Genomic DNA, 20,793 nt, shown 5'->3' with positions numbered 1-20,793 from the left:
TTCCACTGCCGATAAATAAAACTCTATTCTAGCAGTTTCATTCGCTCGTCACACAGTCAAGAGTTACGTTTCTTTGCCTGATTGCCGACTTGTCTATTAATACTTTCTCCGACAACCATTTTATCGCAATCATCTGCGAGCGATAGTTGACACAGACAATCATTTATACAGGCTTTAGATAAAGTATCCTTATGATGATGTGGATATTCAAAATGCGATCATCAAGTGACTAATAAAAGTACAACTTACTGAACCCCAGTATTCATGGGCTTTAGAGGGGGTTACTACACAGATTTCCTTGCGTTATTCACAGCCTTATACAGAAATACTGTGCATAACCTTAGCACTGTTGAATGATAAAACAGCACCTAGATGGCAAACGTTTGTTACACTTTTACCGGAAAACCAAATACAAACTCAGTCATCCAACGTCTTAGTTTGACGAGAAGCTTGCTGCTCTTTCCACAAGCGACGTTGCTCATAGTAATAATCCCAAACACAGGGACAGCAGGACCCACCACCACAGCATTCATCGTTGCCAGGTGGTTGCGGCTCGTCTTCAAAATCATTCACGCTCATGCGCATCCCCCCATTTAAACATATTCTTAGTAGAAGTTTACCAAAATTAAAAACCCCAGTTAACTCAATAAGAGTTGACTGGGGTTCCAATAGATCCCGCTAGCCTTGAATCCACTCAATCAGACACCTAAGGCAGAAAATACCTTATCGCGAATGTCTTCAACACTTCCGACGCCCGCAACATAAACATAGCTCGGCGCTGAGCCAGTTTCTTGCTCTGACCAACCCTTATAGTAATCAATCAAGGGTTTTGTTTGATCATGGTATACATTTAAGCGTTGACGAACCGTTTCTTCTTGATCATCAGCGCGCTGCACCAGATCTTCTCCAGTCACGTCGTCTTTACCCTCAACTTTCGGTGGATTAAAAATGACGTGGTAAGTACGACCTGAACCTGGATGCACACGACGGCCGCTCATACGTTTGATGATTTCAGCATCGTCAACGTCAATCTCAACAACCGCATCTATCTTCACACCTGCCGTTTTTAAAGCATCCGCTTGTGGAATTGTGCGTGGAAAGCCATCAAATAAGAAGCCTTTAGCGCAATCGGCTTCCGTAATACGCTCTTTAACCAGTCCAATGATAATCTCGTCAGATACCAACCCACCGGCATCCATAACTTTTTTTGCCTCGACACCCAAAGGAGTTCCTGCCTTAACGGCGGCACGGAGCATGTCACCGGTTGATATTTGAGGTATACCAAACTTCTCAGTAATGTATTGAGCTTGTGTACCTTTACCCGCGCCAGGCGCGCCAAGCAGAATAATTCGCATTAAAAGTTATCTCCTGATTATATGTAATTCTGTTCGCCCAAGACATGAACGCTGCCAAGGCATTAATAAATAGTATCCGAGGGTAACGCTCAGTTAAGCCGCTCACAATTCGACGTTAGAACTAGCCAGTATTACGCATTCCGGCTGAGATCCCAGCCATCGTCACCATTAAGGCTTGTTCAAGACGCTCATCAGGCTGATTTCGATCACGATACAAAAGCTCAGCCTGCAGAAAATGCAACGGGTCTAAATAGGGATTTCGAACATCAATTGACTGCCTGATCACAGGGTTCGTTGATAACAATCGTTCGTTCATTGACAGCCCTTTTACCTGTTTAACCACAGCATGCATGGATTTAAGCCGATCACGCAGGCTCGCACCAAGTACACCTAGATCTTCAGATGTTAAGCGTTTTTCATAATAGGCAGCAATATAGGTGTCGCTTTTAGCAAGTACCATTTCTAGTAAATCGATATTCGAACGGAAAAAAGGCCAACTCAAATACAACTGCTGCAGCTGTTCTAATTTTCCGTCATCCACCGCCCGTTGCAATGCGAAATCCGAACCTAACCATGCTGGTAGCATTAACCGTATCTGAGTCCAGGCAAAAATCCATGGAATCGCACGCAAGCTCTCTACACCACCATCCGCTCTTCGCTTTGCCGGACGCGAGCCTAGAGGCAATTTTGCCAGCTCTTGCTCCGGAGTTGTTGATCGAAAGTAAGGAACAAATAAAGAATCCTCTCTCACAACCGCTCGATAGCTCTTAAGGCCATCGGCTGCCAAGGAATCGAGCAACTCACTCCATTCGGGTTTCGCATGGTTCACTGGGGCGAGTGTCGCTTTCAAAACGGCACCTGTGTACAACTCTAGATTTCGCATAGCGATTTCAGGTATTCCGAACTTGAAACGAATCATCTCACCCTGCTCGGTGACTCTCAGAGTACCGGCTACCGAGCCAGGAGGTTGCGACAAAATTGCGGTGTGACTTGGGCCACCACCACGGCCAACTGTGCCTCCACGGCCATGAAACAAGGTCAGATGCACGCTATGTTTACGACAGACATCCGTCAGGGACTTTTGTGCCCGGTACTGCCCCCAAGCTGCGGCTAGCTGTCCTGCATCTTTTGAAGAGTCAGAATAGCCGATCATGACTTCTTGACGGCCCTCAGTGTAGGCTTTATACCAAGGAATGCTTAATAACGCGTCAATACAATCAGGCCCTCCATCTAAGTCAGACAGGGTTTCAAATAAAGGCACAACCGGTATATTCCAAGCCATGCCATGTTCTTGTAACAACAGGATGACGGCCAATACATCCGAAGGCGAGCTAGCCATAGAGATAACATAAGAGCCTAATGAAGAAGGCACCGCCGATGCTGCAACTCGGCAAGTATTCAGTACTTCCGCAACCTCGTCAGATGGCTGCCAAGCTCTAGGTATTAATGGACGTTTCGATGATAATTCCTGTATTAAAAAGGCTTGGCGCTCTACTTCAGTCCATTGTGAATAAGTACCACGATCATAAAACTGCGTTATCTCATCCAATACAGCGGTATGACGATCTGCATTCTGGCGGATGTCCAGTTTCACTAAGCTCAAACCAAAACACGCCACACGCCGAATGATATCTTCAAGCAAGCCTGCCGCAATCTTTTCCATGCCGCATTCACATAAAGAACGATGGCAGATTAATAAGGGCTCTAACAATTGCTCTGTCGACTCAATACAAGGATGAGGCGATGGCACACGTCCCTTAAGGCGGTCATTTATCGCATCACGAGTTGCACAGAGCCTTGATCTAAGATCACCCAGTATCGCTCGATAAGGCTCAGCTACCTCACCTGTAATCGCCAATAGCTCAGGATTTGCACGATACATCGATAGTTCAGCACGCAGTTGATCCACATCACGAGTGTACAAATCAGCGGCTACCCACTGCGACAAACCTAATACTTGCTCAGTAACACGAGCCGTCACATTCGGATTACCGTCTCTATCGCCTCCCATCCAAGAGCAAAAGACGACGGGGGATGTAGTCAAGGGTAAGCCTTGGCCTGTTTTAGCCTGTAATTGGCGATCAAGCCGTTTATAAAAAGCTGGAATTGCCGTCCATAAGGAATTTTCGATTACAGCAAATCCCCATTTTGCTTCATCAACCGGAGTTGGACGCTGCTTTCGAATTTCATCGGTATGCCAAATTTGAGCAATAAGCTGGTCTAAACGTTCCTGAATGGGCTCGCCTCGATCTAAACGTCTCAGGCAATCCAATACGCCATCGTACTTTTGAATTAAAGTGCGTCGATTTACTTCGGTTGGATGAGCCGTTAGCACCAGTTCTACATTCATTGAACACACACTGTCTCGAATCGTCTCCGGTGAGAAGCCCTTGCTCATGAGTTCTTCAATGAGCGTTTCGAAATCATCTGGAACGTCCTGCTCTAGCGCATCTAAATGACGGCGAACACGATGATGCTCTTCTGCGATATTGGCTAAATTCAAAAATTGAGTGAATGCGCGAGCTACTGGAAGCACTTCATCCTTTTCGAGTTCGCCAATGGCCAACAGAAGTTCTTGATGCTCAGGACGCTCGGCACTTCTGCCTTCTTTGGCTAACTGACGTATGTGTTCAATTTTTTGCAAAAACTCAGAACCTAGCTCTGCTTCAATCGTTTTGCCTAGGCTCTCACCCAACATTCTAACATCATCTCGTAATGCTTCATGCAGATCACTCATTTGGGGATTCTCCTTGTTTAGCTTGATTCCAAAAGTGGTCAAGTTCCGATAAGGTATAATGATGCCAATCACCCTTCCCCTGCTCAACCTGCGTTTCAACAAATCGAAAACGTCTTTCAAACTTACGGTTCGTACTGCGCAGAGCCGTTTCAGGATCGACTTTCAAATGACGGGATAAATTCACTTGCGCAAAAAGAAAATCGCCCATTTCATCCAAAATGGCAGCAGTGTTACCCGATGCAATGGCGTCCTTTAGCTCAGCGAGCTCTTCTTCAATCTTATCAATAACGGGAGCTATATCCGTCCAATCAAAACCAACACTAGCGGCACGTTTTTGCAGCTTTACGGCACGAGGCAAGGCTGGTAAAGCTAGAGGAATTTCGTCTAAAACTCCCACTCTCAACTTAGCTGCACGTTCTTTCCGTTTAATCTCTTCCCATGAAGCCTGAACGTCCTCTTGGGTCTTAGCGACTGCAAATTCTCCGTACGAATAGAGTTGGCCATCTGGAAATACATGAGGATGGCGTCGAATCAGCTTTTCAACGAGTTGATGGATAACGTCCTCGAATTGAAAATGCGATGATTCTTTTGCAATTTCTGCATAAAACACAATTTGAAAAAGCAGATCGCCTAACTCATCTTGTAAATGAGGCCAATCCTCGCGCTCTAGAGTATCAACAACTTCATAAACTTCCTCAAGTGTATACTTCACTAAGGATGAGTAGGTCTGCTCACGATCCCACGGGCATCCATTTTCCGGATCCCGAAGACGGGTCATTAAATGCAAAAGATCCTTCACAGAATAGGACATTTACTTACCCCTATCACGCTCACGATGAACATCAATGACGTTAGGAAGCTGGTTAAGCTTATCCATTAAACGCCCAAGCATCTCCAATCTCGATATTTCAACCGTCATTGACAGACGCGCTATGTTGCTGCTTTTGTCTGTTAAGGTATTGGCGGCCAAAATATTCAACTTCTCATTGGCTAGAATCATCATAACATCACGTAACAGGCCTGATCGATCATAGGCTTCGATAAGAATATCAACGGGATAAGTGGTTTCTCCCGCTTCATCCCACTCTACCGTTACAATGCGACGAGGCTCATTTTCACGTAGTGCCAACAAATTACTGCAATTTTCATGATGGATTGAAACACCGCGTCCTTGGGTTATAAAACCAACAATCGGATCGCCCGGCACCGGTTTACAGCAACTTGCAATCACGGTAAGTAAATTCCCAACCCCCTGAATGCGTATATCACCTTGACCTGAACGCGAGTCACTGGCATGACGATAGTTGGATACAATTTCCGCAGGCTCCTCCGGACGAGGCTCAAACTGTCTTTGCGCTTCATGAATGATTTGCGCCAGACGCAAATCGCCCGCACCTAAGGCAGCAAACATATCCTCTGTTGCCTTAAAATTAACAGCCACTGCAATTTTTTTAAGGTCGTGTTGATTAATATCCAATGCTAAGCGGCGCAGTTCACGCTCAACCATTTCTCGACCGGCTTCAGCATTTTGCTCTTTCGCCTGAAGCTTAAACCAGTGAGCAACCTTAGCTCGTGCACGTGATGTGGTGACAAAACCGAGGTTAATATTCAACCAATCACGACGAGGTCTCTCTTCAGCACTGGTCAAAATTTCAACTTGATCGCCCGTTTTCAAGCAATGGTTTAACTGCACAATGCGACCATTGACTTTGGCGCCACGACAACGATGCCCGACTTGGGTGTGGACTCTGTATGCAAAATCAACTGGGGTCGAGCCTGACGGCATATCAATAACATGACCATCCGGTGTGAAGACATACACACGATCTTGGGTCACATCGCCGCGTAAAATATCTTGTAAGCCTTCGCTTTCGCCAAGGTCATCATGCCACTCCAGCACTTGACGCAGCCAAGAGATTTTCTCTTCGTAGCCATCGCGACGGGCGCGGGTATCTGTGCCTTTATACAGATGATGCGCACAGACACCTAACTCAGCCTCGTCATGCATCTCGAAAGTACGTATTTGAATTTCTAAAACTTTTCCTTCAGGCCCAAACACTGCGGTATGAAGTGAGCGATAACCGTTTGACTTAGGTGAGGCAATATAGTCATCAAATTCATGGGGGATATTGCGCCAGAGTCCATGAACGATCCCTAAAACGGTATAGCAGTCTCTCACTTCCGGCACGAGTACACGAACAGCACGCACATCATACACCTGATTAAACTCAATGTTCTTGCGCTGCATTTTGCGCCAGATGCTGTAAATATGCTTGGCTCGGCCTTGAACCTGGCCATCAATTTGCGCATCTGATAAACGGCTGCGCAGCATCTCAACCACTTCATTGATGAACAATTGCCTATCCAGACGTTTTTCATCTAGAAGACGGGCAATATGTTTATAGTCATTTGGCTTTAGATAGCGGAAAGATAAGTCCTCTAGCTCCCATTTAATATGCCCAATCCCTAAGCGATGAGCTAATGGCGCATAAATATCAAAAACTTCACGGGCCACTAAATAGCGTTTTTTTCGACTTCCATCTTTAACGCCTCGTATCGCACAGGTTCTTTCGGCAATTTTGATCAATGCGACACGCACATCATCAATCATTGCCACCAGCATTTTACGAAGATTGTCGACCTGGCCTTCTGAATCTCCAAGTACGCTGGATTCAAGACGTGGATTTTTACGGCTGCCGATAGCAGCCATTTGTAAAACACCCTGAATCAAACTTGCAATCGTTTGACCAAATTCTTTGCGAATATCAGCAATAGGTATTTTTTGCTCACGAACTGCACGATACAATATCGCGGCAATAAGGCTTTCCTGATCTTGCTGTAGCTCCGCTAATATCTGGGCCATTTCTAAGCCCGTGAGGTACGCATCCTTACTGTTGTCCGACCACATGTCATCATCACCAGCGACGGCATCTCGAGCTTCTTTGACGCGCTCACATGCCTGCCTAACGAGCATCGGATCTGGGATTTCAACTTGCTTTTGCAGTCGTAATATCCAAAGGTCTAAATCAACTGTTCCATCTTCCTTGATGGGGTGTTCTTCACGTACTTTAACCATAAAAGTACTACTCCCTAATCGTTTCCTTAATGGGAATCAAATACGCCGGTCGACAAGTAACGATCACCGCGATCGCAAATGATACACACGATCGTCGCATTCTCAACTTGCTCAGCAAGTTTAATTGCCCCTGCAACAGAACCTCCTGAAGAGACCCCAGCAAAAATACCTTCTTCCCGAGCGATTCGTCTCATCATTTGCTCAGCTTCAGACTGGGCAATATCCAGTATCAGGTCGACACGTGTTTTTTCAAATATTTTTGGGAGGTATTCGGTTGGCCAGCGACGAATTCCAGGTATGGATGCCCCCTCTGCTGGTTGTAAACCAACAATCTGCACAGCGGGATTTTGTTCTTTTAGATAACGAGACACCCCCATGATTGTCCCAGTTGTCCCCATCGAGCTGACAAAATGGGTAACCCGGCCCTGTGTTTGCTGCCATATTTCAGGCCCTGTCGAAACATAGTGTGCCTGAGGATTATCAATATTTGAGAACTGATCTAGGACCTTTCCTTCGCCCGCAGCCTGCATTGCAAGCGCTAAATCTCGTGCACGCTCCATGCCTTCTTCTTTAGTCACCTCAATTAATTCTGCACCATAAGCCGTCATTGCCGCTTTACGTTCACTGCTCATATTGGCTGGCATAATTAATTTTAAACGATAGCCTTTGATCGCCGCTGCCATCGCTAACGCAATACCTGTATTTCCGGAAGTGGCCTCAATCAGCACATCCCCCGGAATAATATCACCCCTAGACTCAGCAAGATTGATCATACTCAATGCGGGACGATCTTTGACCGAGCCTGCCGGGTTATTTCCCTCTAATTTACAGAGAAGGGTGTTATTGTTGGGGACTTGAATACGCTGAAGGCGAACCAATGGCGTGTTGCCAACGCATTCGGCAATGGTGGGATACGTTATCTGTGTCATCAATTAAACCCTACTTCAGAGGAATAACCGCTAGGCTATCCCAAAATATTGAAGGCATATTAACCACTGCCTACTGAAACCTCAACCTTCTGCTATGACCATGGCGACAACGTACTGCTTTTCATCAGTATAGGATAAGTGCCAGAACTTTATGCCTTTTTCATGAGCCAACCGCTGAGCAGCTTGACTCACTTCTACACATGGCTTGCCATAAGCATCCTTTACAATTTCAAAATGATGCCAGCCGACCCCTTGACCTATCCCAGTACCTAGCGCCTTGACCGCAGCTTCTTTAGCGGCAAAGCGCTTCGCTAGATATCGATGCGGGTTTGCATTTCGATGGAAACCATCCAGCTCAAGGGGTGTTAGTATGCGCTCAGCCAGACCTTTGGTTCTGGCGAGGGCGGCCTCAATTCGATCTATCTGAACAATATCGATTCCAGTTCCAAGAATCATAAAACAAACTCACGCACGTCGATTTCCCAAACGCGCACCGATCATTAGTGCTTTCATTTCAATAACAGCAGCTTTAATACCCACAAACATTGCATGTGCTATAAGCGCATGACCAATGTTTAGCTCATTTAAGCAGCTGATTTCTGCAATCGGCTCGACATTATGATAATGCAAACCATGACCCGCATTCACAATTAAGCCTTTGTCATGAGCATACTGAGCAGCTTGCACGATTCGATCTAACTCAAGACGTTGTTGATCGATCGTGTGTGCATCCGCATAAGCACCTGTGTGCAGCTCAATAGCTGGTGCTTTACAGGCCAAAGCCGCATCGATTTGAGCCTTATCTGGATCAATAAATAGGGATACTTCACTTCCCCTTCCACCCAAATCGTCACAGTACTCGGACACTTCCATAAAGTATTTTACAACATCAAGCCCTCCCTCCGTTGTCAGCTCCTCCCGCTTTTCGGGAACTAAACAAATGTGTGCGGGCTTAATCACTTTGGCGAACTCTCGCATTTCAGGTGCGATTGCCATTTCAAGGTTCATACGTGTTTGCAAGACTTCTGCCAATATACGAATATCCCGCTCTTGAATATGACGGCGGTCTTCTCGCAAATGAACCGTAATTCCATCGGCACCGGCTTCTTCAGCCAAGAGTGCTGCATGAACAGGATCAGGATAACGAGTACCCCTCGCCTGACGCAGAGTTGCAATATGGTCAATATTAACACCGAGCAGTATACGCGCTGGATCGATCACGCCGACCTCCCATAATTTAAAAATAATTCTCTACTTTTTAATGGCTTATCGCCTAAAACAGCAGATAAAGCTTCTCGCATCAGTCGCTTTGCTATCCGACGCACGATGAGATTTTCATATCGATCCTCTGCTATTTCCAGCAGATACGACCCCAAATAAGCTCCGAGATCATTCTCTACTGGTGTAAAACCCATATTCGGATCAAATGTATAACTTATATCCGCTTGAATTGCGTCAAAAGCAATACCATAGCCAATTGTTTCTAATAGTTGACGTTCAAAGGTCCTAAGCGCACCTTCAATGTCCTGCTGAAGTTGTAATTCGTTGAGTAAATAGGCGTAGTACAGATATAAACGCGGGCAGGGTTCTGCTGGGGACAACAGGCGTTGCAGTAATTCATTAACATACAAACCGCATAGCAATGCCGTGCCCGTCAACGGCATAAAGACACTCGGTACTTCCGACGATTGTAAGGTTTTCAACTCATGGCGACCACGCCAACTCACTTGGACGGCCTGAAAGGGTTGCAAATGATGCCGTCGTTTTGAACCTGGACGACGAGCACCGTTTGCCACTAAGCTTAAGCGACCATACTCTAACGAAAAGAGATCCACCAATAAACTGGTTTCTCTGTAAGGCCGGGTATGCAAGACATAGGCAGCCGCCTGCTCCACCCTGTGCTGCATCACTCGTGCCTGTAACCCAAACTTTTTAAAGCTCGCTCATCATCAGACCAGCCACGACGAACCTTAACCCAAAGGTTCAGCATCACTTTACACTCGAACATTTTTTCAATGTCTAAGCGTGCATCACGACCAATGTTTTTCAACACCTCGCCTTTATCGCCAATCACTATCCGCTTTTGACCTTCGCGCTCGACCAATATCAGTGCACTAATCGTCAGTAACGTGCCACTGTGAGTAAACTCTTCAATCTCAACCGTGACGCCATAGGGGACTTCTTCCCCTAGATTTCTCATGAGCTTTTCACGGACGATTTCTGAGACAATAAAGCGTGAACTGCGATCCGTAATTTGATCTTCAGGGTAGTGATGCGGACCCTCAGGCAAAAACTCCATCACCTTTTTCTCTAATGCCTCGACATTGTGTCCTTGCTTAGCCGATAAAGGCATGATTGCTGCAAACGGATACTTTACCGAGAGCTTCTCTAGTTGAGGCAGTAATTCACCTTTATCCTTTAGCTGATCAATTTTATTGACCGCCAATATCACAGGGCATTGGGTATACTCCAGCTTTTGCAGCACGCTTTCGTCTTCGTCAGTCCAACGCGTTCTGTCAATCAAAAAAACGATAACATCGACAAAACGCAACGCATCAGACGCGGCTTTATTCATATAACGATTAAGCGCCTTACCTTTTTCATCATTATGCAGACCCGGAGTATCAACATAAACGATTTGGTCGTCTCCCTCCGTCTTAATACCTAAAATCTGGTGACGTGTGGTTTGCGGCTTCCGGGACGTAATACTGATTTTTTGACCGAGTATATGATTGAGTAAGGTCGACTTACCCACATTAGGTCGCCCTATAATCGCAACAAAGCCACAACGTGTTGTTTCACTCATGAAGAGGATTCCTGTTTTAACAATTGTAAAGCCGCTTTTGCCGCCTCTTGTTCAGCTTGACGACGACTGCTACCACTACCCTCCGTTGGTTCGTTTAATAACGCCACCTTGCACCGTATGTAAAATGTTTGTGAATGCGCTTCACCTTCAACATTTATAAGATCATATTCGGGAAGGTCTAAACGGCGCGACTGCAAGAACTCTTGCAAGCGTGTTTTTGAGTCTTTTATAGACCCGTCTAAATCCAATTCTGTTAAGCGCTTGTCAAACCACTTTAGCACGTAAAGCCGCGCACTTTCTAAACCGGCATCCATGTAGATAGCACCAATAATCGCTTCCACGGTGTCGGCTAGAATAGAGTCTCGACGAAAACCTCCACTTTTCAGCTCTCCTGACCCAAGACGTAAATACTGCCCAAGATCAAGCTCTCTAGCAATTTCAGCAAGCGTCTCACCCTTAACCATTGCAGCTCTTAAGCGACTGAGCTGTCCTTCCTTAGCTGAAGGAAACCGATCAAACAAATCAGCCGCAATGATAAAGTTCAAGATTGAGTCGCCTAAAAACTCAAGACGCTCATTATTACGTTTACCGCAACTTCTATGTGTCAACGCTAACTCTAGTAACGACTCATCTTCATAAACATGCCCTAAACGCCGGGCCAGCTCAGAAACAGGCTTTTTCAAGGCTTTCTGCCTTCAAAGTATTCTTCAAATTTCACAACCGCATCTACATTTGCAAACATAGGAACTCTAACTTCGTAATCTAAGGTGAATTTTATCATGCCACTTTCATCAACGATGGTCAGCGCTTCAGGCGAAGCCAACGTCACTTGGTTGATAACAAACCGACGCTCTAGATTCGAACGAATCTGACTAACGGGACGACGTAATTCTTCAGGGTCTTCACTGGCCGATTTAACAACACTGACCAGCGTTTTGTGTTCCCAATAAGGGGTAAATAGCTTAAATGCGATCGATAAGAATATCCCTGCCACAATAACAACGGAAAGGACCCCAAAAAACGTAGCACCACGTTGCGCTGATCTAGGATGTTGTTTCATCTAATAAATCCCTATTTGATTTTCCGGACAATGCTGAAGTCTGGAAGACTGAAAAAATTATCCCAATGCATCCAAACTGCAACGGCTTTACCCACTAACAAATCCTCGGAGACAAATCCCCAATAACGACTGTCATTACTGTTATCACGGTTATCGCCTACAAAGAAGTAATGTCCTTCAGGTACTTGCCACTGGGCGCTACCAAAGTGCCTACCCAAGTCATGTTGTATCTGAAATGTATGTCCACCAAGCGACTCCCTGATTAAGAGTGTTTCTGGATTTCCAGGTGGCATTCTCGCTACTAACTCCTGTGGCACTACTTCTCCATTAATGTAGAAGGTCTTATTGTGATAGGTCACCAAGTCGCCTGGCACACCTATGACTCGCTTAATATAATTGATACTAGGCTGTTCTGGATAGCGAAAAACTGCAACATCTCCTCGCTGAGGATCATTTACACTTAAAAAGCGTGTATTCGTCACAGGCAATCGCAAACCATAATGAAACTTGTTAACGACAATAAAGTCACCTATCTGCAGAGTAGGCAACATTGAACCGGATGGTATTTGAAAGGGCTCGAACAAAAAAGATCTAAGCACCAAGACGATTGCTAACACCGGAAAAATTGACACTGAAAAATCAGCCCAGCCCGGCGGTTGTTTTAACTTCGTTGCAATTGCTTCAGGTAGCTCTCCCTCATGCTCAGCTTTAGCTAAACGTAAGGACTCTTTGCGCTTAGGCGCAAAGAACAATAAGTCGATCAGCCAAATTACGCCTGTTAGAAGTGTCAGAATTACTAAAATGAGGGAGAAGTCAAAATCCATGAAGGCCTCAGCTATCTACTTTTAATACGGCTAGGAAGGCATCTTGAGGTATCTCAACTCGACCAACCTGTTTCATTCGTTTTTTACCTTCTTTTTGCTTAGAAAGTAATTTCTTTTTCCGACTGACGTCACCACCGTAACACTTTGCCAAAACGTTTTTACGTAACGCTTTGACTGTCGTGCGCGAAATCACTTTTCCACCTATCGCCGCCTGAATAGCGACATCAAACATTTGTCTAGGAATCAGATCTTTCATTTTTTCACACAACATACGCCCACGATAAAGTGCATTATCTTTATGCAAAATAACAGCTAGGGCATCGACTTTATCGCCGTTAATTAACACATCCAATCGAACCAGCCTAGCTGCTTCAAAACGGATAAAGTTGTACTCAAGAGACGCGTAGCCACGACTAACCGACTTTAAACGATCGAAAAAATCGAGAACAACCTCAGCCATCGGTAACTCATAACTTAACTGCACTTGATTACCCACAAACTGCATATTCTTTTGAATACCGCGTTTGTCGACGCAAAGGCCAATGACTTGACCAAGGTAGTCCTGGGGTACAAGAATATTTGCGAGTACGATGGGCTCCCTCATTTCTTTAACTGAACCTAGATCAGGCAGTTTTGAGGGGCTGTCGATTTGAATGACCTCACCATTATTCAACTCCAACTCGTAAATAACGGTTGGAGCTGTGGTTACAAGGTCAAGATCATACTCACGCTCAAGGCGCTCTTGTATGATTTCCATATGAAGCATGCCTAGGAAACCACAGCGAAAACCAAAACCTAATGCGTCTGAGGTTTCAGGTTCAAAGAACAGGGACGCGTCATTTAAGGTCAGCTTATCGAGCGCTTCACGGAAATCTTCGTAATCATCCGAACTGGTTGGAAAGAGTCCGGCATACACCTGCGGCTGCACTCTTTTGAAACCTGGTAAAATGTCCACGTCTGGTGTTTTTGAAAGGGTTAACGTATCACCGACGGGAGCTCCATGAATGTCTTTAATTCCTGCAACAATGAAACCTACCTCACCTGCTTTCAACTCATCCGTAACGAAACGTTTAGGCGTGAAAACACCGACAGTATCGACGATGTAAGTTTGGCCAGTGGACTTAACTAAGATCTTATCTTTTTTACGTAAGCGTCCATTTTTAACACGAACTAAAGATACAACCCCTAAGTAGTTATCAAACCAAGAATCAATGATCAACGCTTGGAGGGGCTTGTCTAGATCACCGACAGGTGGTGGAATCACACGAATAAGCTCTTCCAGAACGTCCTCAACTCCCATGCCGCTCTTTGCTGAGCACGCGATTGCGTGAGTTGCATCAATACCGATAACCTCTTCAATTTCGACCTTAACACGATCCGGCTCCGCCTGAGGCAAATCCATTTTGTTTAAAATCGGAACAACTTCTAAACCTTGTTCAATCGCCGTGTAACAATTGGCAACGGATTGAGCCTCAACCCCTTGAGCGGCATCCACAACTAACAATGCACCTTCGCAGGCAGCCAAAGAACGCGAAACCTCATATGAAAAGTCAACATGCCCAGGCGTGTCAATGAAGTTTAACTGATAGGTTTTCCCATCTTTTGCTGTGTAATTAAGAGTAACGCTTTGAGCTTTAATAGTAATGCCACGCTCACGCTCTATATCCATAGAGTCAAGAACTTGAGCTTCCATCTCACGAGCAGACAAACCACCACAGACCTGAATGAAGCGGTCAGCGAGGGTCGACTTGCCATGGTCGATGTGGGCAATTATTGAAAAATTACGGATATGGTCCAGGTTACTCACAATGCACGTCTCGAGTCAGTTTGGTACTGGGTTTTTTCACCCAACAATAAGCGCAGTAGTCTACCGCATTCGGGGCTTTTGAGCTATCTGATTGAAAGTGGAAAGGCTTGGTAGAATTACCAAGCCTTCTTATCAAGATAGGAATGTTAAAGTTTGAGAGGTATAAACATAGGATTTCCACGCCGAACAATTCGTAAAGGCACTGAGCGTCCTTTCGGCAAACCTACAACAACTTGGTTAAACTGCTCGATGGTTTCAATGCGTTGGCCGTTTAACATTGTAATGATATCGCCAACCATTAAGCCTGCCAAAGCACCAGGCCCGTCATTAACTTGGCTTATCACAACACCTGAAGTTACATTCCATCGAGCCCGCAAATCAGCATCCAAAGGTTGTACAACTAAACCGAGACTCTCGCCTTGCTGAACATCGGGTATCTGAGCAAGATTATCTTCATCAGGCAACACACCAATGGTTGCATTCAGCGTCAAGGCTTCCCCACCTCTGATTAAATCAATTGAAGCTGACTGCCCGGGACGAACCCGACCAACGTGATGAGGCAAATCAGAGGACAGATTAATTTCTTGCCCTTCAAATCGAACTATGACATCCCCCTCTTGCAAACCAGCTGCCTGAGCGGGGCTGTCAGCCATCACTTTCACAACCAACGCACCCGATGGCTTAGGCAAACCAAAAGACTCTGCCAAATCACGACTCACTTCTTGGATAACAACGCCTAACCACCCACGCGTGACAAATCCTTGCCCCTTTATTTGCTCTGATACTTCCATCGCAACATCAATAGGAATTGCAAATGAAAGTCCCATAAAGCCGCCCGAGCGAGTGTAGATTTGTGAATTGATACCGACAACCTCTCCTGCTAAATTAAACAAAGGGCCACCTGAATTTCCGGGGTTAATGGCGACATCAGTTTGAATAAAAGGGACATAGGTGTCATTAGCAAGAGAGCGTTCTATTGCACTCACTATTCCAGCCGTAACACTATGGTCGAAGCCAAATGGAGATCCTATGGCCAATACCCACTCTCCTGGCTCCAATTCATTCGACGCACCGATTTTCACGAAAGGGAGATTTTCACCAGCAACTTTTAAAAGTGCAACATCTGATCTGGGGTCAGACCCTACTACTTCAGCCTCAAGTTCACGACGATCACTTAATCGGACAATGACTTGCTCGGCATCTTTGATCACATGATGATTTGTTAAAATGTAGCCGTCGTCAGAAATAATAAAGCCAGAGCCTAAGGATCTAGGCGTAGGATTGCCTCTGCGCGGTTGAGTATCAGGAAAGCCTCTAAAAAAATGCCTGAAGATTTCAGGTATATCTTCACTTCCTGGCCCTCGAAACTGACTGAATGGGTCTTGAGAAACAGGGGCTGCCTTTTGCACCGTGCTAATATTTACAACAGCCGGAGAAGCCTCTTTTACTAATGTTTTAAAATCAGGAAAAGTCTGCGCTTTAACGGAGAGTGCAAACGCAAGTGAAAAGAGCAGAAGTCCAATACTTAGCGATACTTTTTTCATCATTGAGACCTTTTTCAAAGTTTATAATGCAAGTCTTAACAATACTGGCTGATAGTCAGCCAATGCGAAAAATACAGATGAAATCCAACGTGCAAAAGCGAAGCCGATCATAAGCCCTGTAAACGAAATAATAATCATCCAACCTTCAGATAGTTCTAAGGCATAAGACATAATTGCTGTTGCAATCATCGAAAACAAGGGCAATAAGTACAACAATAAAGAGGCCTTCAAAATTGCCTGTTCATTGAGCCCTATAACAACATGCTGACCCGGCTGTGCTTCTAACCCATTTGGATTTTCAATTAGAAGCTCGGACACCCGATTACCCCATAAGGACGTCAGTTTTTTTTGCCCACACCCGTCACTCGACGAACAGGTTTGACAGGCACTAAGTCTTTTGGTTTCAACAACAAGAGCCTTATTTAAAACTCGGATAACCTTTGCTGTTTCTTCGACCACTGGTGCTACCTACTAACATCAACGGAAGAGGCGATTCTCTCAGCAATCATAATTGGCATATTTCCGACTACTGTCACAAATTTATCCCCTTGGATTTTACCTACAGCAATATAGTCACCAACATTAGACACACCTTCCTGTAAGGACTGTTGACCTCTGTCTTCAATTGTTACTGAGAAGGCTTGCCTGCCATTTGAAAAAACCATGACCTCGCCATGCTGAACAGATTCGTGACGTATATTTCGAAATCCATCAGGCAACCAACCAATTGACCATTGTGGATATCGCTGATCTGAAATATAAAAACGGTGTTGATCAACGTAACGCTGCATGGTTGCTTGTGAGCGTATAATTTCAGATGATTGATCAAACTGGGTTGATGGTATCCCACCAAACCTCGCTTGTTGAGCATAAGATGGGACAGCATTTTGATTAGCCGCCAATGTTGGCATAGTAACCACCGCATCATCAGATGGTGATTGCCATCCAGCTCCGAGGATAATAACCGCTGTGACCGATGCAGCCACCGCCATACTAGCTAAAGACTTCCAAAATTGATTTTGTCGTCCATTGATAAGATCCCCCGAACCGTCACTGTGTTCTTTAAAGTCAGACCTATCTATAGCAGACATTACAGCCAAACTCAGATCTGTTGTGTACAGAGAGGGTGATTCATTCTTTATAATAGCTGATGCCAAATGATAACGACGCCACTTATCGGCCTCGACAGGATTTCGATCGATCTCTTTAAGAATTCGTCTCAACTCTAGTTCACTGACTTCGCCATCAACTAGAGCGGATAGGGACTCTGCCTGCTCGTTCATCTGCGTACCTCAACCTAAAATATAATAAAGCCCAACATCAATCATCTTTTAACAAAGGGGCTATTTCGTTATCGATCGCCTCTCTTGCACGAAAAATCCTCGATCTAACCGTACCAACAGGACAATCCATGATTTGAGCAATTTCTTCGTAACTCATTCCTTCAAGCTCACGAAGCGTTAAAGCAGCACGCAAGTCCTCTGGTAATTTGTCAAGTACTCGATTGATAACACCTTGCAACTCATCGCGATAAAGACTATTTTCTGGTGATTCGATATCACGTAACTCTGTATCCCCATCAAAATACTGTGCGTCCATTACATCTATATCTGTATCTGGTGGCCTACGACCTCGTGATACCAAATGATTCTTGGCCGTGTTAATCGCAATACGGTAAAGCCAAGTGTAAAATGCGCTATCACCTCTAAACTTTGGCAGTGCACGATACGCTTTTATGAAAGACTCTTGTGCCACATCCAACGCTTCGTGTTGATCGTATATGTAACGAGAAATAAGCCCAATGATCTTGTGCTGATACTTTTTAACCAACAGATCGAAGGCTCGCTTATCGCCAGCCTGTACACGCTCAACTAAGAGTTGATCAGCTTGTATCTGATTATCTTCTGACACTCGGATTCCTTATGTAAGCTGGTTAATTACCCCCTCTAGTTGGAGGGCTTCAGAGTGAGTATGTAATTACTATTACCTGCTTTTCAACCCCGAGCAGTCAAAAAACGATTCTGTAGGTATGATCTTTTATTTTGGGTGAAGTTCCGATCTAAATATTATTTAATGTCATAAAATACCATACTAAAGTCAAAATCCGTATTATGCTGAATGATTAGCAGTCCAAAGAGACATAACGATGACCAAAACGAAAGAATATGATGTACTGGTAATTGGCAGTGGAGCTGCAGGATTAACCCTTGCACTCAACTTAGAAGGTCACGCACATGTCGCAGTACTAAGCAAAAGCTCTGTTCAAACAGGTTCCACATGGTTAGCGCAGGGTGGAATTGCAGCAGTCTTAGATGAGGGGGATAAACTAGCCAACCACGTTGCTGACACTTTGGTAGCAGGTGCTCACTTGAGTATTCCATCTGCGGTTGAGCATACAATTAATAATGGCCCAGAGGCAATTCAGTGGCTTATTGACCAAGGGGTTCCCTTCACAAAAGAAGGCCAAGGATATCACCTAACAAAGGAAGGTGGGCATTCTCATCGCCGCATTATTCATGCGTCAGATGCAACGGGCCGAGCTGTTGCTGAGACCCTTATTGAGAGAGCTCTAGAAAAAGAATCCATTGAAGTTTTTGAACATCATATCGCGATTGATCTGATTACACGACGAAAGCTTGGATTACCTAACAACCAATGCATCGGTGCATACGTACTGAATCATACGACTGGCGAAATCATCGCGTTTAAGGCAAAAAAAGTTATTCTTGCTACTGGTGGCGCCTCTAAGGCATATCTGTACACAAGCAATCACGATGGAACAACCGGAGACGGTATTGCCATGGCATGGCGAGCGGGGTGTAGGATTGCTAATATGGAGTTCAATCAGTTCCACCCTACATGTTTATATCATCCAAATGCAAAATCTTTCCTAATCACTGAGGCGGTACGCGGTGAGGGTGGGCATCTTTTGCTGCCCAACGGCGAACGCTTCATGCAAAACTTCGACTCTCGTATGGAATTGGCACCACGTGACATTGTCGCTCGGGCAATCGATCATGAAATGAAACGCCTTGGTTGTGACTGTGTGTACTTAGATATTTCGCACAAACCTGCAGATTTTATTAAACAACACTTCCCTACTATCTATGAGCGCTGTATAGAGTATGGGATAGATATTACAACAGATCCTATCCCTGTGGTACCTGCAGCTCACTATACCTGCGGCGGCGTAGTAACAGACATAAATGGCTGTTCCGACATACCTGGGCTCTATGCAATTGGTGAGACCGCCTTTACTGGCTTACATGGCGCAAACCGACTCGCGTCAAACTCATTATTAGAGTGCGTTGTCTACGCCCGCTCCGCCGCACAGCACATACGAAAGCAACTTGAAACCTATTCAGATGAAACCAACGTCGATATTCCTGAATGGGATGAGTCACAAGTAACAGACTCTGATGAGGACGTGATTATTTCACACAATTGGGATGAGATGCGTCGATTTATGTGGGATTACGTCGGCATAGTGAGAACAACCAAGCGTCTTGCACGTGCACATCACAGAATTGAAATGCTTCAAAAGGAAATATCAGAATACTATTCGAACTATAAAATCAGCCGCGACTTAATTGAGCTTAGAAATCTGGCAACTGTTGCAGAGCTTATCATTTTGAGCGCAATGCAACGCAAAGAAAGCCGTGGGTTGCACTACACAAAGGACTATCCTGAAGCCACAAAAGATATAGCTGATACGATATTAGCACCAAAGAACTATCCTTGGCCTAATGCATTAAGGTCTATTTAGTGTAACGACAAATAACACTTAGTCGACGAAATTCGGATGAGGACATGCAATCTATTGGCAACAATAAATTGACTTGCTCCTCTTCATTCACAAGCACTACGTATATCCAGATATAGTGTACTGACATTCGCTTAATCATCGTAAAGCGATGTATCCCACCTTGCAAATCAGTGAGATAAATGACATCAGCATCTGGAAACCATGTCAACCTAGCGCCTAGGTAGCTGTTTAGATAGGATCTATAAGCTATAAATCCATAGCAGCAAAACAACAAAACCAAGAAAATACAGATCATACCTGAAAATAGTGACGTTAAAGAAATAGACAACAACGCCACCATTAGAATCAAAATCAAAATAGTTATAACTATTTTTGATTTACCGATCGTTACTTCAAGATGGTTGAACCCGCTCAAGAATCATCCTTACAATACGTTGTATGTCAGCATCCTCTGACTCGTCTCGCTGCATAAGCCAAGTAAACAAATCCTGATCTTCACAATCCAATAAACGCACAAAGCTATTCTGATCAGCCTCATTGAGACTGCGAAAAGTAGTTTCGACAAAAGGACCTAACAAAACATCAAGCTCTAACATGCCTCTTCGGCACTGCCATGTTAATCGTCTAATATCTTCTTCAGTATACATTGAATACACCTATTATAAATGTAGTGCAGTTTTAACAATTATTGGAGAAAAGTAAATAGATATATAATTGGCAACTTGGAAAAGGAGATAAAATTCATAAATTTTACAATCTTAAGCCCGGAAAAAAGCAAAAAGCCCCTGACTCATGGAATCAGGGGCTTCTCTAAATAAATGCCTGGCGATGACCTACTCTCACATGGGGAAACCCCACACTACCATCGGCGATGACGCGTTTCACTTCT

The 20,793-nt window shown here is 44.7% G+C and carries 20 protein-coding genes; 1 reads left to right on the top strand and 19 read right to left on the bottom strand.

Features of this window, described 5'->3' with window-relative positions; all coding sequences use genetic code 11:
* Positions 1–417: 417 nt before the first annotated feature.
* From DN062_RS10405 to rpoE, 18 genes are all read right to left on the bottom strand, one after another.
* On the bottom strand, positions 418–579 hold the full coding sequence (locus tag DN062_RS10405) for an oxidoreductase-like domain-containing protein (protein WP_193483889.1): 162 nt from the start codon (positions 577–579) through the stop codon (positions 418–420).
* A gap of 119 nt (positions 580–698) precedes the next feature.
* A complete protein-coding gene (gene adk, locus DN062_RS10400; RefSeq protein ID WP_112159271.1) occupies positions 699–1,355 on the bottom strand; it encodes an adenylate kinase in 657 nt (218 codons plus the stop codon).
* A gap of 121 nt (positions 1,356–1,476) precedes the next feature.
* On the bottom strand, positions 1,477–4,092 hold the full coding sequence (gene ppc / locus DN062_RS10395) for a phosphoenolpyruvate carboxylase (RefSeq protein WP_112159270.1): 2,616 nt from the start codon (positions 4,090–4,092) through the stop codon (positions 1,477–1,479).
* Entirely contained in the window at positions 4,085–4,903 is an 819-nt protein-coding gene (mazG, locus tag DN062_RS10390) for a nucleoside triphosphate pyrophosphohydrolase (protein WP_112159269.1), read from the bottom strand. The genes ppc and mazG overlap by 8 nt, the downstream gene beginning before the upstream one ends.
* Positions 4,904–7,168: a GTP diphosphokinase gene (gene relA, locus DN062_RS10385; RefSeq protein ID WP_112159268.1), complete on the bottom strand. Its 2,265-nt coding sequence runs from the start codon at positions 7,166–7,168 to the stop codon at positions 4,904–4,906. It abuts the gene before it with no gap.
* A 26-nt stretch (positions 7,169–7,194) separates the two neighbouring features.
* The gene (cysM, locus tag DN062_RS10380) at positions 7,195–8,097 is read right to left on the bottom strand and encodes a cysteine synthase CysM (protein ID WP_112159267.1); all 903 of its coding nucleotides are present in this window, start codon (positions 8,095–8,097) and stop codon (positions 7,195–7,197) included.
* 81 nt (positions 8,098–8,178) lie between these two features.
* Entirely contained in the window at positions 8,179–8,553 is a 375-nt protein-coding gene (locus tag DN062_RS10375) for a holo-ACP synthase (protein ID WP_112159266.1), read from the bottom strand.
* 9 nt (positions 8,554–8,562) lie between these two features.
* Positions 8,563–9,315, bottom strand: coding sequence for a pyridoxine 5'-phosphate synthase (gene pdxJ / locus DN062_RS10370; protein WP_205126716.1), 753 nt, complete (start codon positions 9,313–9,315; stop codon positions 8,563–8,565).
* Positions 9,315–10,004 carry a DNA repair protein RecO gene (recO, locus tag DN062_RS10365; protein WP_112159264.1) on the bottom strand — a complete coding sequence of 230 codons (690 nt, stop codon included), beginning with the start codon at positions 10,002–10,004 and terminating at the stop codon, positions 9,315–9,317. Before recO ends, pdxJ begins: the two co-directional genes overlap by 1 nt.
* The gene (gene era, locus DN062_RS10360) at positions 10,004–10,903 is read right to left on the bottom strand and encodes a GTPase Era (protein WP_112159263.1); all 900 of its coding nucleotides are present in this window, start codon (positions 10,901–10,903) and stop codon (positions 10,004–10,006) included. Before era ends, recO begins: the two co-directional genes overlap by 1 nt.
* A complete protein-coding gene (rnc, locus tag DN062_RS10355; RefSeq protein ID WP_112159262.1) occupies positions 10,900–11,586 on the bottom strand; it encodes a ribonuclease III in 687 nt (228 codons plus the stop codon). The genes era and rnc overlap by 4 nt, the downstream gene beginning before the upstream one ends.
* Entirely contained in the window at positions 11,583–11,963 is a 381-nt protein-coding gene (locus tag DN062_RS10350; RefSeq protein WP_112159261.1) for a DUF4845 domain-containing protein, read from the bottom strand. The genes rnc and DN062_RS10350 overlap by 4 nt, the downstream gene beginning before the upstream one ends.
* 11 nt (positions 11,964–11,974) lie before the next feature.
* Positions 11,975–12,787, bottom strand: coding sequence for a signal peptidase I (gene lepB / locus DN062_RS10345; protein ID WP_112159260.1), 813 nt, complete (start codon positions 12,785–12,787; stop codon positions 11,975–11,977).
* Positions 12,788–12,794: 7 nt separating this feature from the next.
* Positions 12,795–14,594 (bottom strand): translation elongation factor 4, encoded by a 1,800-nt coding sequence (lepA, locus tag DN062_RS10340; protein WP_112159259.1) that lies wholly within the window; start codon positions 14,592–14,594, stop codon positions 12,795–12,797.
* Between the two features lie 146 nt (positions 14,595–14,740).
* Positions 14,741–16,138: a DegQ family serine endoprotease gene (locus tag DN062_RS10335; protein ID WP_112159258.1), complete on the bottom strand. Its 1,398-nt coding sequence runs from the start codon at positions 16,136–16,138 to the stop codon at positions 14,741–14,743.
* Positions 16,139–16,159: 21 nt separating this feature from the next.
* A complete protein-coding gene (locus DN062_RS10330) occupies positions 16,160–16,597 on the bottom strand; it encodes a SoxR reducing system RseC family protein (RefSeq protein ID WP_112159257.1) in 438 nt (145 codons plus the stop codon).
* Between the two features lie 5 nt (positions 16,598–16,602).
* A complete protein-coding gene (locus DN062_RS10325; RefSeq protein WP_112159256.1) occupies positions 16,603–17,421 on the bottom strand; it encodes a MucB/RseB C-terminal domain-containing protein in 819 nt (272 codons plus the stop codon).
* Positions 17,422–17,458: 37 nt separating this feature from the next.
* On the bottom strand, positions 17,459–18,049 hold the full coding sequence (gene rpoE / locus DN062_RS10320; RefSeq protein ID WP_112159255.1) for an RNA polymerase sigma factor RpoE: 591 nt from the start codon (positions 18,047–18,049) through the stop codon (positions 17,459–17,461).
* A 235-nt stretch (positions 18,050–18,284) separates the two neighbouring features.
* Between rpoE and nadB the strand changes: the two genes are divergently transcribed.
* Positions 18,285–19,904, top strand: coding sequence for an L-aspartate oxidase (gene nadB / locus DN062_RS10315; RefSeq protein ID WP_112159254.1), 1,620 nt, complete (start codon positions 18,285–18,287; stop codon positions 19,902–19,904).
* Between the two features lie 392 nt (positions 19,905–20,296).
* Here nadB and DN062_RS10305 read toward each other — a convergent pair whose 3' ends face one another.
* Complete coding sequence (locus DN062_RS10305; RefSeq protein WP_112159252.1) at positions 20,297–20,551, bottom strand: FAD assembly factor SdhE; 255 nt, start codon at positions 20,549–20,551, stop codon at positions 20,297–20,299.
* Positions 20,552–20,793 lie beyond the last annotated feature (242 nt).

It is taken from the genome of Nitrincola tibetensis, from assembly GCF_003284585.1.
GTDB classification, from domain to species: domain Bacteria; phylum Pseudomonadota; class Gammaproteobacteria; order Pseudomonadales; family Balneatricaceae; genus Nitrincola; species Nitrincola tibetensis.
The sequence above is the reverse complement of the archived record's forward strand: the minus strand, read 5'-3'. Positions and strand labels throughout refer to the sequence as shown.